This is a genomic window from Phreatobacter sp. (assembly GCF_052440005.1).
In the GTDB taxonomy this organism is placed as follows: domain Bacteria; phylum Pseudomonadota; class Alphaproteobacteria; order Rhizobiales; family Phreatobacteraceae; genus Phreatobacter.
Genome location: NZ_JBQVQL010000107.1, coordinates 1 through 13,725 on the forward strand (window position 1 = coordinate 1; position 13,725 = coordinate 13,725).

Genomic DNA, 13,725 nt, shown 5'->3' on the forward strand with positions numbered 1-13,725 from the left:
AAGGAATTCATGATCCCCCAGACCGTGCCGAACAGGCCGACGAAGGGGGCGGTGGAGCCGATCGTGGCGAGGAGGCCCGTGCCGCGTGCCGCCTCGCGCCCGGCGTGCGCCTCGATCCGCGACAGGGCGATGGCGACGCGCTCCTTCGTTCCCTCCGCCGGGAGGTCCGCCGAGCGGGCGTCCTCGACCATGGCGGCGCGCACGAGGTCCGCGACCGCGCCGCGCCGGGTGCGGTGGGCGGCGACCATGGCCGCGGCGCTGGCGAGATCCGCCGCCTCGCGCAGCAGACGGGTGGCGAAGACGGCCCGCCGCCGGGCACGGAACAGCTCCAGCGCCTTCACCAGCCAGATCGTCCAGGTCAATACCGAGGCGAAGGCGAGCCCCACCATCACGGCCTTCACCACCACGTCGGCGGCCATGAACATGCCCCAGGGGGACAGGTCGTGCGGAAGGGCGGCGGATGGGGTGGAGGCCGGCGCCGAGGGGGGAGTTGCGGCCTGCGCGGTCGTGCCGTCCGGCGTGGATGCGGGCGCCGGGGCTGCGGCGACCGGACCCGCGCTGCCGGTCTGCGGGGCGTCGGCCGCGGGCATGCCCTGCGCGAGGGCGCCGGCGGCCGCCGCGCAGAGAAGAGCCACCGTCAGGCCGAGGATGAGGAGCCGGTCTCGCATGGGCCACGTCCTTGGGGAGGGGCCGCCGCCCGGCGGCGGCGCGGGAGAAAAAGGGTGGCTGGCTTGCCCCCGTGTCGGGGGCTGGCTGGCTAGGAGGTCGCCTCGGGGCTTGCGATCGTGTTCGAGGCGAAGGGATGGGCCGGAGTGTCTCCGGCCGCTCAGAACCTCGCCGTCAGCGCGGCGCGGGCGCTGCGGCCGGGGGCCGGCAGGTTCGCGTTGGACAGCGGATCGAGGTAGTAGCGGTCGAACAGGTTGTTGATGTTGACCGTCAGCGACATGTGCTGGTCGATCTTCCACTCGGCGAAGAGGTCCACCACGTGGAAGGCCGGCCAGGGGATCTGCGTGCCCGCACTGAAGTCGTTCGGGTCGAGGCCGCCGACGCCCGCGACGCTGCCGCTGACGTAGCGATGCCGCGCGCCCACTGTCAGCGCCTCGTCGAAGAAGCGGGCGCCGAGCGTCGTCGTGATCGTGAAGCGCGGCGGCGCCTGGTTGATCATGTAGTCGGTCTGGTAGGGCGCGTCGGTGCAGGGCACGCCGACCCGGCAATAGGCGTAATTGGTGTAGTAGTTCAGGGCGAGGTCGACGAAGTAGCGCCGGGCGTCGTAGCCGCCGGAGAGCTCGATGCCCTTCATGACCACCTTGTCGATGTTGACCACCTGGTAGGCGTAGTTCCAGGTCGTGCCGACCCGCCCATAGGCCCGGCCGAGATAGTCGCGGTAGAAATTGTCGAAATAGGCGAGCTTCACCCGCAGCTTGTCGCCCGGCTGCCAGAGGTCGCTGCGCAGATAGTTGGCGCCGATCTCCCAGGTCGAGGCACGCTCCGGCCGCAGGTTGGGATTGAACAGGAAGCCCGAGGAGTTCCAGGTCGATTCCCGGATGCTCGGCGGGCGATAGCCGTTGGCGTAGCGGGCGAAGAGCTGTACGCCCTCCATCGGCGTCAGCGTGATGCCGGCGTTCGGGCTCACCGCATCGCCGCGATAGCCGGTCGAGGCGGGGCGCAGCGTCGTGCCGGCATAGCTGCTGGTGTCGTCCACCGAGAAGCGCATGTACTGCACGCCCGCGTGGACCTTCACCCAGGATAGCGGCGAGAGCTCGGCCTTGCCGAAGGCGCTCCACTGGTCGCGGACGCCGGACATCGGGATGTAGCTGCCGTTCGTGCTGGGGAGCCGCGGCGCGACGGCCTCGCGGGCATAGGTGCCGCCGTAGGTCACGGCGAGGCCGCCGAGCGGGGTGGCGAAGCGGGAGGTGTTGGAGCCGGACAGCCCGACATTGACCGAGCGTGTCGGCCGCTGGATCACCTGGATGCTGTCCGACTGCAGCGAGTTTTCGTTGATCGAGACGTAGGAGGAGTTCAGCGACAGGTCGATCAGGTCGTTGCCGGTGGGCTTCCAGTTGTAGCGGGCACTGAGCGTGTTGGTCTCGATCTCGCTCAGCGGCAGCTGGCGATAGCCGCTACGAATCGTATTCGGCATGATCTCGCCGTACTCGTTGGTGTGGCGGATGTAGCTGAGGCGCAGCTGGTGGCCGTCGCCGAACCTGACCGTTCCCTTGAGCAGCAGGGTGAGGGCGTTCTCGGAGGTGTTCAGCACCTCCTGCCCCGGCCCGGCGGGCGATAGCGCCACCGCCCCGGAGGTGGTGTTGTAGGTGCGCGGACCATTGGAGCCGGCAAAATAGTTGCCGGACTGCCGGCGTGCGATGGCGCCGACCAGCTCGAAATTCTCCTGCTGGTAGGCCGCGGCGAGACTGACCGAGCGCGTGCCGCCGATGCCGCCGCCGTCGGTGCGGCCGGTGGTCTGGCCGGGGAGCACGCGGCTGGTGGAGGACAGGAGGCCGTTCAGCGGATCGAGCGCATTGGTGCCGAGGCTGCCCTTCAGCTGCACGCCGTAGCTGCGTCCGGGCCGCAGGATGTCGCTGGCGTTCAGCGTCTCCATATAGACCGAGCCGCCGATGGCAGTCGGGCCGGCGGTGCCGCCGCCCGGGCCCTTGTTGATCGCGACCCCCGACAGGAGGTCCGGATCGACATAGACGCGGTTGTCGACGCCGTAATAGCCGCGATAGGTCGAGGTCGACTGCTCCGCGCCGTCGATGGCGGTGGCGACGCGGTTCATGCCCTGCATGCCGCGGATGTTGACGTCCATGGCCGCGCCGTTGCGGCTGCTGCCGGCGATGACGCCCGGCGTCGAATCGAAGATCTCGCCGCTCGACGTGCCGCGGAACCGCTGGATCGTCTCGCCGCTGATGAAGGCGCTGGTGCCCGGCGTCCGGTAGGGCTCGTCGGCGGCGGCGCTGCGCGCGCCGGACACGTCGATCGTGTCGAGCGCGATGGCGCCCTCCGGCGCCGCTCCCGCCGCCGCGGCAGCGCCGGCCACCTGCACCGTGACCGTCGTCGCGCCGGCGAAGCGATGGGTCAGCCCGCTGCCCTGGAGGAGGCGGGCGAGGGCGACGCTCGCGGTCATCGCACCGGAAAGGCCGGGCGAGCGCTTGCCCGCCACCACGGCGGGCACATAGGTCACCTGCAGGCCCGACTGCCGGCCGAAGGCGGCGAGCGCCGCCGACAGCGACCCTGCCGGAATGCTGAAGGCGATCTGCCGCGCCTCCTGGGCGGCGGCCGGTCGCACCGCCGCCGGCGTGGCGAGGCCGATGGCCGTCGTCGTCATCATCATGAGGGCGAGCGCGCCCCTGCCCCGTCTTCCACCGATGACCAATGCGTTGCGCAGCCTCATGGCCGACCACTCCAGACAGATTGTGGGATGTGGCGATCGATTGGCTGCGGCTAGCGACCCCCGAGGGTGAGACGGGTGGGGCGGCGCGTTTTTCTCAAGACGCGCGAAAAAAATCAGAGGGTCGAAACCACGGTCAGCCATGCGGAGACATGCCGAACGCGGCCGTCGAAGGGATGGACCACGGCCTCGAGCGCGGCGAGGGGGCTGCGCAGGTCGAAGACGCCACTGATCCGCCGCTGCCCGAGCTCGGACCCCGCGAGGATGATGCGGCCCGTGTGCCATCTTCGGATATGGGCGACCACCGCCGCCACCGTCTCGTCCTCGGCCAGCAACTGGCCGCTGCGCCAGGCGGCGAACTGTCCGGGCAGGAGCCTGCCGCGCTCGACGCGCCCCGACCGCTCGTCGAGGCGCAGCCAGTCGCCGGCCGCAAGCCGTTCTGCGCCGGCGGCGAGGGCCCCGCGCTCTGCGCCGACCGAAACGATGCCCGACTCACGCGAAAGGCTGAACATCGCGTTGCCGCCGCGCACCACGAGATCGCCGACGGCGGCCTCGAAGGGGCGCCCCGGCGCCCCGGCGCGATCGCAGCAGACGGCGCCGTCCAGAAGGTCGAGCCGGCCCCCGCCCGCCGCCAGCCGGATCGCGCTGGCAGGCCCCAGGGTGACGGACGTGCCGTCGGGCATCTGGAAGCGCGTCACCTCCGCCGCCGCCGTCATGCGGTCGGCGGTGAGGCGCAGCCAGGCGCCCGGCCCGTGCAGCGCCGCTCCGGTGGCCACCACCAGGCCGGCCATGCCGCCGAGGATCGCCCGCCGCGACGCTCCGCCCTCGCCGTTGAGGGATGAGGACTGGTCGTTCAGCACCTGTCCTGCCATGCCGTGCAGCTCCGCCGCCTCCCGCCAGGCCGCATCGTGGGCGGGGCTGCGGGCGCGCCAGTGGCGGATGAGATCGAGCGTGACCGGATTGGCCGGCGCGTTCTGCAGCCGGATGACGATGTCGAGCGCCTCCTCGAAGAGCACGTCCTCCGGCGTCGTGTCAGCCGTCATCCGTTTCCCGCCTTGTCGCGACCCATCCGCGGGGCCATGGGCCTATGACGAACGGCAGGTCTCAACATTCACCCGGCCTCAGACCGCGGTCTCGTTGAGGCGCCGGCGCAGGTGCCGGTAGGCGTTGCGCACCAGCACCCAGGTCCGCGTCGTCGACAGCCCGATCTCCTGGCCGACCTCGGCGATGGTCATCTCTGCCAGCCGGTGAAGCTCGAAGGCCCGCCGCGTCCTGTCCGGGAGTTCCGCGATGGCCGCCTCGACGATGGCGAGCCGCTGGCGGTCGTAGACCACCACCTCTGGCGTCGGCGCGGAATCGGCGACGGCCATCATGTGCTCGTCGCAGCCGGTGACGAAGGGAACAGTCCGTTCCCGCCGCCGGAGGTCGACCGACAGGTTGCGCGCGATCATGTGGAGATAGGCGCGCGGATTGGCGTAGTCCTCGCCGGGGGCGAGGGTCAGCGCGCGCACGAAGGTGTCCTGCGTCAGGTCGGCGGCGGCGTCGTGGCTGTGGCCGCGCCGTCTCAGATAGCGCTGGATCTCCCGCGCGTGCCGCATGAAGAGTTGCCTGATGTCCAGCATCGCTCGGCCCCCGTCGCGCGCGCCGGCTCAGTCGGACAGCTGGGCGGCGCGCGCCAGGGCCGCCGGGAACCCGGTGAGCGTCACGTTGAAGGTGACGGCCTCGCCGGAGGACAGGCTGAGGGCGGCGACCGTGAGCCTGGTCGCCGACGTCATGGCGTCGGTCGCGACCTTCGGGAAGGAAACCGGCAGCAGGCAGCCCGCCGGGACGCAGGTGGAGAACCTGACGCCCTGCCCGAGGTCCTTGTCGTCCAGTTTGAGAATGGCGCCGTTCTCCAGCTTCAGGCCGAAGGGCATCAGGATCGTCCCGTCGCTCCGGCCCTCGCGCGGCGCCCTGAGTTCGATGGCGAAGACCCGCTGACCCGAGCGGGTGTCGCCTTGCGACTGCGCCAGCAGGCAGACCTTGCGGCCTTCGGTCGCCCGGCAGTCCACCGTCCAGTCGCCGAAGGTCTCGACGATGCTGCTGGCGCCGTTGGGGAAGAGAGGAGCGGCGGGCGGCGCCACGCTGGTTCCGGCCGGAAGGGGCGTCGCCGGGCGCGTCAGGGGCGCGGCCTGCTGGGCGGAGAGCGGCGACGCCGGCAGGATCGCGGTCAGGAGGAGGAGGGCAGAGCGGAAGAAGAGGCCAGCGCGCCGCATGGGGGAATCCTGTCAGGCTGTCGTGCGGTCACGGGCAGACCGCGGCAGCTCTCATACGGCGTCCGATATTTCCTCGCAATTACAATGTTTTAGACCGAATCTAAAGAACGGGGCGCCACTCTGCGGTCGTCCCTGCCGGCTGCGACGGGGCCGGAGTGCACCCACGATCCGCCGACAGGGGGGGAACGGTGGGGCCCGTCGGTGGTTTCCTCTCCAGGGCCGGGTTCGCCGAGCCAGCCCGAAAAATTTCGGATCCCGCCGTCCCCCGGCGCCGGGAGAGACCGGGTGCCGCCGCAGAAGTCCGCGGCGGACCTGCAGCCCACCTGAAACCATGGAGGCGCGATCATGCCCACCGATCTGCCCGACACCCATCCAGACGGCACCAAGGGTCCCGCCACGCCGGCGGTCGACGGCGGTCCGGTCCGGCTGCCGAACCGGCATGTCCAGATCGATCACGACGTCGTTCTTCCCGAGCCGCGTCCTGCGGACGAGCCGGACGCGATCCTGCCCGGCGACCGGGAGGGGGACGGCCGCGGGCCGCCCATTCCCATGCCCGCGCTCCCCTGAGCGCATCACGGACGGAAGGGGCCGCGACACCGTCGCGGCCCCTTTTTCTTAGGTTCAGCCCATCTTCACCTTGGCGTTCTCGCCGAGGTCGGGACGCCCGCCGGTCGCTGCGGCCGTCGCCATCTTTATCATCGACACGATACGGCCCGGACCCTTCCAGATCTCGGCCTCGGTCGGGGTCACGCGCACCAGACGGATCGACGGATCGTCCGGGCTGTCCCACCAGGCCTTGGCGGCCATGGAGAACAGCTCGCGGATCCTCGCGCGATCATTGGACACGGTCGCACGGCCGGAGACCGAGGCGTAGCGCTCGCTCTTCGGATCGGAGAAGGCGAGGCAGACGTGGTGGTCCTGCTGCACCTCGTCGTCCTTGCGCCCCTCGACGTCGGTGAGGAAATAGATCGCGCCCTCCTCCGCCTTGACGTGGGCGGCCATCGGGCGCGCGCGCATGCCCTCCGAGTCCTCGCGGACCGTGACGAGCATGCCGATGCGGACAGCCTCGATCAGCTCGTAGACATCCTGCGGGCGGGCATTGGTATGGGACATCGGCAACTCCTCTTCTGGCCAGACGGTAGGGTGGGAAGCGCCGGAAGCGCCGAAGGTTCCCGCCTTGCCTGCTCCGGCCCGCTTTCGCCTTTTTCTCCGTGATCAAAGGAACGAGCCGGCGCTCGCGGCGTTACCCGAGGTCCACCCGCGTGTTGCGCGAAGGAACTCCATGCTCGAGACCATCCTGCCGGTCGCCCACGACGAGGACATCGCCGAACGGCTGCGGCGTCGCGAGGCCGAACTTGCGCGGGTCCAGCGGATCGGCCAGGTCGGCGGCCTCGAGGTCGACCTGACCGGCGGCATGTTCCGCAACCGCCGATCGCCCGAATATCTCAGGCTGCATGGCCTTCCGCCCAACCACACCAACGAGAGCCACGAGGCCTGGGTTGCCCGCATCCATCCCGAGGATCGCCAGCGGGTGGTGGACCATTTCCGCGCCACTGTCGCCGGAAGCGACATGGAGTACGTGGCGGAGTATCGCATCATCCGCCCCTGTGACGGCGCGACGCGCTGGATCCTGGCCAAGGCGGAGATCGAACGGGCGCCGGATGGCTCGCCGCTCCGTCTCGTCGGCGCCCATATCGACGTGACGGCGCGCCGGGTGGCGGAGGAGGAGAAGGAACTCCTCGCCCGCGAACTCGCGCACCGCATCAAGAACGTCTTCGCCGTGGTCCAGGGCCTGATCATGCTCTCGGCCCGCAGCAAGCCCGAACACCTCGCCTTCGCGCGGGAGGTGGCCGACCGGGTGACGGCCCTCGCCCAGGCAACCCAGTTCGTCGCCCCCGGCGGCATGGCGCGGGCCGAGAACGTCGATCTCCTCGCCTTCCTGCGCTCGCTTCTGGCGGCCTATCGCAACGGCAATGCCGACACCGTGGTCTGCGAGGGCGAGAGCGTGCAGATCGGACCGCGCGCTGCGACCACCATCGCCCTCGTCGTCCACGAACTCGCCACCAACGCGGTCAAGTACGGCGCCCTGTCGAACCCGGCAGGGCGGCTCACCGTCACCCTGATGCGGGGCACCGACGGCTATGTCATCGTGTGGCACGAGATGGCCGGCCGCATGCTCAGCGGCCAGCCGGGCCATGCCGGCTTCGGCACCGACCTCATCCAGAAGGTCCTGGCGGCGCAGTTCCGCACGGCGCTGGAACTCACCTGGCTGCCGACCGGCCTCGACGCCCGCCTCGCCATCATGAACGAGCACCTGGCGCGCTGAAGCGGCGGAAGGCCGGGCCGCCGCAGCGGCCCGGCTTCCCGTCAGGCGGCCTTCTTGCCCTTGGCGCGCTCGTTGACGCCGGCATCCGCCAGCTTCGTCAGGTCCGCGTCGGTCTTCTCCTCCTCCGCGAGGGTCTGGGCGAAGAGGTCGGCAGCTTCCTTCATGCCGAGTTCCTCGGCCCAGCGCTTCAGCGTGCCGTAGCGGGTCATCTCGTAGTGCTCCACCGCCTGCGCCGACGAGATCAGGCCGGCGTCGAGAGCGGCGGTGCCTTTGAACTCGTCCATGATCTCCTCGCCCTCGGCGACGATGCCCTCGATGGCGTCGCAGGTCTTGCCGCGGGCCGGCTTGCCGAGAAGCTCGAAGACCTGCTGCAGGCGCTCGATCTGGCCCTCGGTCTCGTCGCGATGCTTGCCGAAGGCTTCCTTGAGCTTGTCGGACTGCGCCGCCCGCTGCATCTTCGGCAGCGTCTTCAGGATCTTGCGCTCGGCGTAGTAGATGTCCTTGAGGGTATCCAGGAACAGGTCGTCCAGGGTCTTTTCCTTGGCCATGTGTCGTAGCTCCTCGCAATGTCGGGATCAGCGGTCGTCGGTGCTCGGGCAGCCGGATCGCGCCGCGGCGGAATGCCGTATGCAGCCAACGTCACGCAGGGCGGGTCGTTCCTAGGCAATCGGCGGGGAGCCGCGCCGCCGCACCCCGCGGGCGGAACCGCGCGCGCGCCCGCTGGTTGTTGCCATGACCAATGGAGGCTTCCCGCATGTTCTCGTTCTTCGACAACCGTTCACCCACCCAGCGCTTCGCCGACGAGGCCATGGAACAGCTGTCCTCCCTCGCGCGCCGCATCGGGCGTGAGGGGAGCCATGTCCAGGCGGCGATGGAATCGGCGCCGGACCACATCCGCTCCGCCGCGCGCAGCCTCGACCGCATGGGGATCAACCCCCACGCCGCGGCCGTCGCCGGTCAGCAGGCCCTGCGGCATGTCGGCCGCCATCCCTCCGTCCTCGCACCGCTGGTGATCGTCGGCGCCGCCGTCGCCCTCGGCTACTGGCTCGCCCAGCCGAGCCAGCCCGTCGCCGCGCCGAACGTCAAACGCCAGAGCTGATCGACCCGTCCACGCACGGACGAGCCGCCGGGCCCGCCCGGCGGCTTTTTCGCGTCGTCAGGTTGCCGAAACAAAAAGGGCGGCCCCGGAGGACCGCCCCTGTCGCGTGAACGCTCTGACGTCGGTCAGCGGCGCATGCCGTAGAGAAAACCGACGAAGGCGGCGATGGCGAGCGCCTGGAAGGGCCGCGACGTGATCTCGTCGCGCAGCATCTTCTGCAGGTCGCCGGCGCGGTTCGCCATCACCTCGGTATCGACGCCCGCGGCCTTGAGCTGCGTCTGCGCCGCGCTGGCGAAATCCGTGACGCTCGCGCCGGGGTTCATCGTCTTGCCGTCAGCCATGGAGGCCTCCTCGTGTTGCACTGACTGCGCAACGCGCGGCGGCTGCCCTTCGTTCCGCTCAGAGGGCTGTGACGTGGTGGGCCGGCAGGGCGCCGCCGTTCCACTCTCCCCCGAGCGCCCGTTCCACCTGCGCCGCCACCTGCAGCAGCAGCCCGTCGCCGCCCTGCCGCGTCTGCAGCTGGATGCCCATCGGCAGGCCGCCGGCGAGGCGGCCGAAGGGAATGGAGAGGCCGGGGATGCCGCAGAGGTTGGAGAGCGGGGTGTAGGCGAAGATCGCCCAGAGGTTGGCGAACCAGTCATGGACCGAGGGGTTGTCGCTGACCGTCAGATACTCGCGCGTGCCGATCGGCGGCGTCGGCTTCGCCATGGTCGGCGTCAGGATGAGGTCCCACGTTTCGAAGAAGGCGCCGAAGCCGCGGGACGCCGTGTTGAACGCGAGCTGCATGCGGGTGCGCTCGGAATAGGTCGCGTCGATCCCCGCCGCCCACAGCCTGACGTTCATCGGCTCGACCTTGTCCTCCGGCGGCTTGGTCATGCCGCGCGGTTCGAGGAGGAGGGCGATGGTCTGGGCGAAGTTGGTGATGTAGCAGGTCGTCTGCGCTTCATAGGCGGCGGCGAAGTCGATGGCGGGCAGCGCCCACTCGACATGGTGGCCGAGGTCTTCGAGGAAACGTCCCGCCCGCTCCAGCTCGGCGACGATCTCGGGGCTCGCGCGGTACGGCCCCCATTCGTGCGACATGGCGATGCGCAGCTTGGCCGGATCGCGGCGAATGAGCGCCGTGTAGTGCTCCTCGGCCGTCCAGTAGGGCATGAACTCGCCCGGCGCACCGCCACGGCAGGCATCGACGAAGGCGGCGGTGTCGCGAACGCTCCGGCTGAGGCAGCCCTGCGACGACACGACGCTCGAAAGGTCCGATCCGCCCGGCGCGATGGAGAAGACGCCGCGGGAGGGCTTCAGGCCGACGAGGCCGTTGACGCCCGCAGGAATGCGGATGGAGCCGCCGCCGTCGGTGCCGTGCGAGATCGGTGTGGCGCCGGCCGCCACCATGGCCGCCGAGCCGGCCGACGAGCCGCAGGTCGTGTAGTCCGTGTCCCAGGGGTTGCGGGTGACGCAGAGCGTGTTCTCGGCCGAGCTGCAGACGCCGAATTCGGGCGTCGTCGAGCGGCCGATGATGTTGAGCCCGGCCTTGCGGATCTTGCCCGTCAGGTGGCTGTCGGCGGCCGCCACATTCCCCTGCATCAGCAGCGAGCCCATCTCCTGCAGGCGCCCCTTCAGCGTCGGGCCGAGGTCCTTCATCAGGTAGGGCACGCCGGCGAAGACGCCGCCGGGGTCCATGCCGTCCTTCATCGGGTCGGCGACGACGTCGTCGAAGATCTCCACCACAGCGTCGAGCGCGGGGTTGAGAGCGGCGACCGCATCGCGCGTCTGGGCCGCGAGTTCGGCCGCCGTGATCTCGCCGGCCCGCACCCGCTCGGCGAGCGCCGTCGCATCGTGACGGGCCCATTCGCTCCAGCTCATCGCGCGTGTCATGTCGGTCGTTCTCGTCCGTGAGAGGGATGATCCCTGCATCGGCGCTCGGCGGCGGCAGGACCACCGCGCCGGCCGCATGGGCGCAATGCGTTTCGTGCGGGAATGGCCTTTTGCCGCCGGCCCGGGCCCGTATCGTCATGTTTCCGGTCGCTCAGGACGCCACAGCGCCGACCCTCGCCACGAGGCGCCGGCCCCGCTTCCGCTCCCCCGGCGTCAGGCCCCTTGCCTTGCCGCCCGCGAGCCCGAAGGATGGCGAAAAAATCCGGGGAGGAAGCCTGTTGCCCGTCAAACGTCTCGAGCCTGTCGACGTCGTCGTGGTCGGAGCCGGTCTCGGCGCCGCGGCCTTCACCCGGCACCTCGTCGAGGAAGCCCCGTCTCTCTCCGTCGTCGTGCTGGAGCGCGGCGGCTGGGTGGACCGCGCGGCGCTGCCGGCCTTCCGCGCCGACTTCCAGCGCGACGTCCTCGGCCCCTACGCCACATCGCCCAACGTGCGCCTCGCGGCGGGCGGCATCGCCCCCTCCGCCGACTATGCCGTCGACGACAGCCAGTCCGACTTCAAGCCGCTCATGTGGAGCGGCGTCGGCGGCTCCACCATCAACTGGGCGGCGCATTTCCCCCGCTTCCACCCTTCCGACTTCCGCACCCGCAGCCTCGACGGCGTCGGCGACGACTGGCCCTTCACCTACCGGGACCTCGAGCCCTTCTACGACCTGAACGACGCGCGCTTCGGCATCGCCGGCCTCCCCGGTGACCCCGCCTATCCGCCGAAGCCCGCCCGGCCCATGCCGCCCATCGCCCTCGGGCGGCTCGGCATGACGGCGGCGCGCGGTTTCGACCGTCTCGGCTGGCACTGGTGGCCGGTCGATTCGGCCATCAACAGCCGCGAGCATGCCGGCCGCCCCGCCTGCAACCATTGCGGCCCCTGCCAGCAGGGATGCGTCACCGGCGCCAAGGCCTCCACCGACATGACCCACTGGCCCGAGGCCATGGCCCGCGGCGTCGAGATGCGCACGGGAGCGGTGGTTCTGCAGGTCGAGATCGAGGCGGGCCGCGTCACCGGCGTCACCTACCGCACGGCGGAGGGCGACCTCTTCCAGCCGGCTCAGACGGTGGTGGTCGCCGGAAACGGCGTCGGCACCGCGCGCCTGCTGCTCGCCTCCGGCGTCTCCTCGCCGGCGCTCGGGCGCAACCTCATGTATCACGGCGCCGGCTACGTCCGCGGCTTCTTCGCCGAGGATCTCGACGGCCCGGTCGGGCCCACCGGCTGCGCCATCTACAGCCACGAATTCTACGAGACCGACCGCTCCCGCGGCTTCGTGCGCGGCGTCCACCTGCAGGCGACGCGCGAGAACCCGCTGGCGGTCCAGGCCGCCCGCCTGGCCCGGCCCTGGGGGCAGGAAGCCCATGCGGCCCTGCTGCGCGAGTTCCGGCACTCCATGGCCATCCTCGTCGTCAACGAGGATCTGCCCGAGCACGAGAACCACGTCGGCCTCACCGGCGAGACGGCGCCGGACGGCCTGCCCGGCGTGAAGGTCGTCTATCGCCTCTCCGACCATTCGCGCCGCGCGCTCGATTTCGGCCTCGACCGCGCCGAGGAGATGCTGCGCGCCGCCGGAGCCGTCGAGACCGTGCGCGTGCCGCTCGCCCCCTTCACCGGCTGGCACCTTCTCGGCACCGCGCGCATGGGAACCGATCCGGCCACCTCGGTCACCGACGGCCAAGGCCGCGTCCATGGCGTCAGCGGGCTTCTCGTCGCCGATGGCAGCCTCTTCACCACCTCGGCGGCGGTCAATCCCGGCTCCACCATCGGCGCGCTGGCGACCAAGGTCGCCGACGATTTCGCGAGGCTCGTCGCATGACCCCGACCTTCGACGCGGCCGTTCTCGACACGCTCTTCCCCGGCCTCGGGCCGATCCCGCCGGCGAGCCGCGCCGGTCCCGACGTCGCCTCCGTGCTGGGGCGCCACGGCGGGGTGCTGGAGGCGATTGCCGCCACCGCCGGCGGGCGCGAGACCTTCGCGGCGGCGGATGCGGCGCGGCGCGCGCATGTCCTCGCCGAGGCCGAGCGGGCGGCGCCCGCGCCTTTCCAGGCCCTCGTCCTCGCCGTCTCCGCGCTCTATCACGCCAGCGCCCCCGTGGTGGAAGCCTATGGCTGGGTCTCCCGGCCGCCACAGCCGCAGGGCTTCACGGTCGGGGCGCCCGGCGACGAGGCCGAGGCGGACGGGATGCTGGAACGCGTCAGGGCGCGGCGGCAGATCTGGCGGGGCTGAGCCTCAGTCCCGCGCCGAGAAGCGGGCCATGAAGCTGCGGTCGAGCCAGTCCTTCCACAGCCAGACCCAGCGTCCTTCGAGGGCGAGCCAGCGGCCGCGGCCGGCCACGGCGCCGCCGTCCCCCGTCGACAGGATGGCGAGGTAGTGCCTCTGGGCATGGTAGGGGCGTAGCGCCTCGCCGCGCACCCGCCGCCTGAGGTTCTCGATGAGCGGCGGCCCCTGCCGCACGGCGAAGACGCCGGCCTTCTCGCGCCGCTGGCCCTCGATCGCGGCGCAGTCACCGACGGCGAAGATCGCGGGGTCGGAAAGGCTCACGAGCGTATCCGCCGTCAGCACCGATCCGTCATCGGCGCGCGCAAGTCCCGTCGTCGCCAGCCAGTCCGGCGCCCGGGCAGCGGTGGAGACGATCACGACGTCGGCGGCGATCCGCCGCCCGTCGCCGTCCAGCGCGCCGTCCGCCTCCACCGCCGCGATGCGGCAGGGCTCGAGCACCACGACCTGGCGGCGGGCGAGCGC

General features: G+C 70.9%; 15 protein-coding genes. 5 read left to right on the plus strand and 10 right to left on the minus strand.

Annotation, left to right across the window (positions count from 1 at the left end):
* The 5 genes from ACT6XY_RS19810 to ACT6XY_RS19830 form a co-directional block, all read right to left on the minus strand.
* Positions 1 to 668: MotA/TolQ/ExbB proton channel family protein (locus tag ACT6XY_RS19810; protein WP_444750026.1), on the minus strand; the 668-nt coding region annotated here is incomplete at its 3' end.
* Between the two features lie 158 nt (positions 669 to 826).
* The gene (locus ACT6XY_RS19815) at positions 827 to 3,391 is read right to left on the minus strand and encodes a TonB-dependent receptor domain-containing protein (protein WP_444750027.1); all 2,565 of its coding nucleotides are present in this window, start codon (positions 3,389 to 3,391) and stop codon (positions 827 to 829) included.
* 113 nt (positions 3,392 to 3,504) lie between these two features.
* Positions 3,505 to 4,431: a FecR family protein gene (locus ACT6XY_RS19820; protein WP_444750028.1), complete on the minus strand. Its 927-nt coding sequence runs from the start codon at positions 4,429 to 4,431 to the stop codon at positions 3,505 to 3,507.
* A gap of 78 nt (positions 4,432 to 4,509) precedes the next feature.
* Complete coding sequence (locus tag ACT6XY_RS19825; protein ID WP_444750029.1) at positions 4,510 to 5,010, minus strand: RNA polymerase sigma factor; 501 nt, start codon at positions 5,008 to 5,010, stop codon at positions 4,510 to 4,512.
* A 27-nt stretch (positions 5,011 to 5,037) separates the two neighbouring features.
* On the minus strand, positions 5,038 to 5,643 hold the full coding sequence (locus tag ACT6XY_RS19830) for an invasion associated locus B family protein (RefSeq protein WP_444750030.1): 606 nt from the start codon (positions 5,641 to 5,643) through the stop codon (positions 5,038 to 5,040).
* A 345-nt stretch (positions 5,644 to 5,988) separates the two neighbouring features.
* On the opposite strand from ACT6XY_RS19830, the gene ACT6XY_RS19835 reads away from it, so the two are divergent.
* The gene (locus tag ACT6XY_RS19835; RefSeq protein WP_444750031.1) at positions 5,989 to 6,210 is read left to right on the plus strand and encodes a hypothetical protein; all 222 of its coding nucleotides are present in this window, start codon (positions 5,989 to 5,991) and stop codon (positions 6,208 to 6,210) included.
* Positions 6,211 to 6,264: 54 nt separating this feature from the next.
* Here the strand turns inward: ACT6XY_RS19835 and ACT6XY_RS19840 are convergent, their stop codons facing one another.
* Positions 6,265 to 6,756: a pyridoxamine 5'-phosphate oxidase family protein gene (locus ACT6XY_RS19840; protein ID WP_444750032.1), complete on the minus strand. Its 492-nt coding sequence runs from the start codon at positions 6,754 to 6,756 to the stop codon at positions 6,265 to 6,267.
* A gap of 169 nt (positions 6,757 to 6,925) precedes the next feature.
* Between ACT6XY_RS19840 and ACT6XY_RS19845 the strand changes: the two genes are divergently transcribed.
* A complete protein-coding gene (locus tag ACT6XY_RS19845) occupies positions 6,926 to 7,969 on the plus strand; it encodes a PAS domain-containing protein (protein WP_444750033.1) in 1,044 nt (347 codons plus the stop codon).
* 41 nt (positions 7,970 to 8,010) lie between these two features.
* Here ACT6XY_RS19845 and ACT6XY_RS19850 read toward each other — a convergent pair whose 3' ends face one another.
* The gene (locus ACT6XY_RS19850) at positions 8,011 to 8,517 is read right to left on the minus strand and encodes a YciE/YciF ferroxidase family protein (protein ID WP_444750034.1); all 507 of its coding nucleotides are present in this window, start codon (positions 8,515 to 8,517) and stop codon (positions 8,011 to 8,013) included.
* 206 nt (positions 8,518 to 8,723) lie between these two features.
* Here ACT6XY_RS19850 and ACT6XY_RS19855 point away from each other — a divergent pair, with 206 nt between their 5' ends.
* Positions 8,724 to 9,068 carry a hypothetical protein gene (locus tag ACT6XY_RS19855; protein WP_444750035.1) on the plus strand — a complete coding sequence of 115 codons (345 nt, stop codon included), beginning with the start codon at positions 8,724 to 8,726 and terminating at the stop codon, positions 9,066 to 9,068.
* Between the two features lie 125 nt (positions 9,069 to 9,193).
* Here the strand turns inward: ACT6XY_RS19855 and ACT6XY_RS19860 are convergent, their stop codons facing one another.
* Positions 9,194 to 9,409 (minus strand): hypothetical protein, encoded by a 216-nt coding sequence (locus tag ACT6XY_RS19860; protein ID WP_444750036.1) that lies wholly within the window; start codon positions 9,407 to 9,409, stop codon positions 9,194 to 9,196.
* 58 nt (positions 9,410 to 9,467) lie between these two features.
* On the minus strand, positions 9,468 to 10,940 hold the full coding sequence (locus ACT6XY_RS19865; RefSeq protein WP_444750037.1) for an amidase: 1,473 nt from the start codon (positions 10,938 to 10,940) through the stop codon (positions 9,468 to 9,470).
* 278 nt (positions 10,941 to 11,218) lie between these two features.
* On the opposite strand from ACT6XY_RS19865, the gene ACT6XY_RS19870 reads away from it, so the two are divergent.
* Positions 11,219 to 12,799 carry a GMC family oxidoreductase gene (locus ACT6XY_RS19870; RefSeq protein ID WP_444750038.1) on the plus strand — a complete coding sequence of 527 codons (1,581 nt, stop codon included), beginning with the start codon at positions 11,219 to 11,221 and terminating at the stop codon, positions 12,797 to 12,799.
* Positions 12,796 to 13,209: a hypothetical protein gene (locus ACT6XY_RS19875; RefSeq protein ID WP_444750039.1), complete on the plus strand. Its 414-nt coding sequence runs from the start codon at positions 12,796 to 12,798 to the stop codon at positions 13,207 to 13,209. The genes ACT6XY_RS19870 and ACT6XY_RS19875 overlap by 4 nt, the downstream gene beginning before the upstream one ends.
* Before the next feature lie 3 nt (positions 13,210 to 13,212).
* Here the strand turns inward: ACT6XY_RS19875 and ACT6XY_RS19880 are convergent.
* Positions 13,213 to 13,725: FAD-dependent oxidoreductase (locus ACT6XY_RS19880; RefSeq protein ID WP_444750040.1), on the minus strand; the 513-nt coding region annotated here is incomplete at its 5' end.

Bases quoted from the DNA above. Each gene is read 5' to 3' on its own strand.
- ACT6XY_RS19815 (WP_444750027.1), bottom strand. From the start codon at position 3,391: ATGAGGCTGCGCAACGCATTGGTCATCGGTGGAAGACGGGGCAGGGGC.
- ACT6XY_RS19820 (WP_444750028.1), bottom strand. From the start codon at position 4,431: ATGACGGCTGACACGACGCCGGAGGACGTGCTCTTCGAGGAGGCGCTC.
- ACT6XY_RS19825 (WP_444750029.1), bottom strand. From the start codon at position 5,010: ATGCTGGACATCAGGCAACTCTTCATGCGGCACGCGCGGGAGATCCAG.
- ACT6XY_RS19830 (WP_444750030.1), bottom strand. From the start codon at position 5,643: ATGCGGCGCGCTGGCCTCTTCTTCCGCTCTGCCCTCCTCCTCCTGACC.
- ACT6XY_RS19835 (WP_444750031.1), top strand. From the start codon at position 5,989: ATGCCCACCGATCTGCCCGACACCCATCCAGACGGCACCAAGGGTCCC.
- ACT6XY_RS19840 (WP_444750032.1), bottom strand. From the start codon at position 6,756: ATGTCCCATACCAATGCCCGCCCGCAGGATGTCTACGAGCTGATCGAG.
- ACT6XY_RS19845 (WP_444750033.1), top strand. From the start codon at position 6,926: ATGCTCGAGACCATCCTGCCGGTCGCCCACGACGAGGACATCGCCGAA.
- ACT6XY_RS19850 (WP_444750034.1), bottom strand. From the start codon at position 8,517: ATGGCCAAGGAAAAGACCCTGGACGACCTGTTCCTGGATACCCTCAAG.
- ACT6XY_RS19855 (WP_444750035.1), top strand. From the start codon at position 8,724: ATGTTCTCGTTCTTCGACAACCGTTCACCCACCCAGCGCTTCGCCGAC.
- ACT6XY_RS19860 (WP_444750036.1), bottom strand. From the start codon at position 9,409: ATGGCTGACGGCAAGACGATGAACCCCGGCGCGAGCGTCACGGATTTC.
- ACT6XY_RS19865 (WP_444750037.1), bottom strand. From the start codon at position 10,940: ATGACACGCGCGATGAGCTGGAGCGAATGGGCCCGTCACGATGCGACG.
- ACT6XY_RS19875 (WP_444750039.1), top strand. From the start codon at position 12,796: ATGACCCCGACCTTCGACGCGGCCGTTCTCGACACGCTCTTCCCCGGC.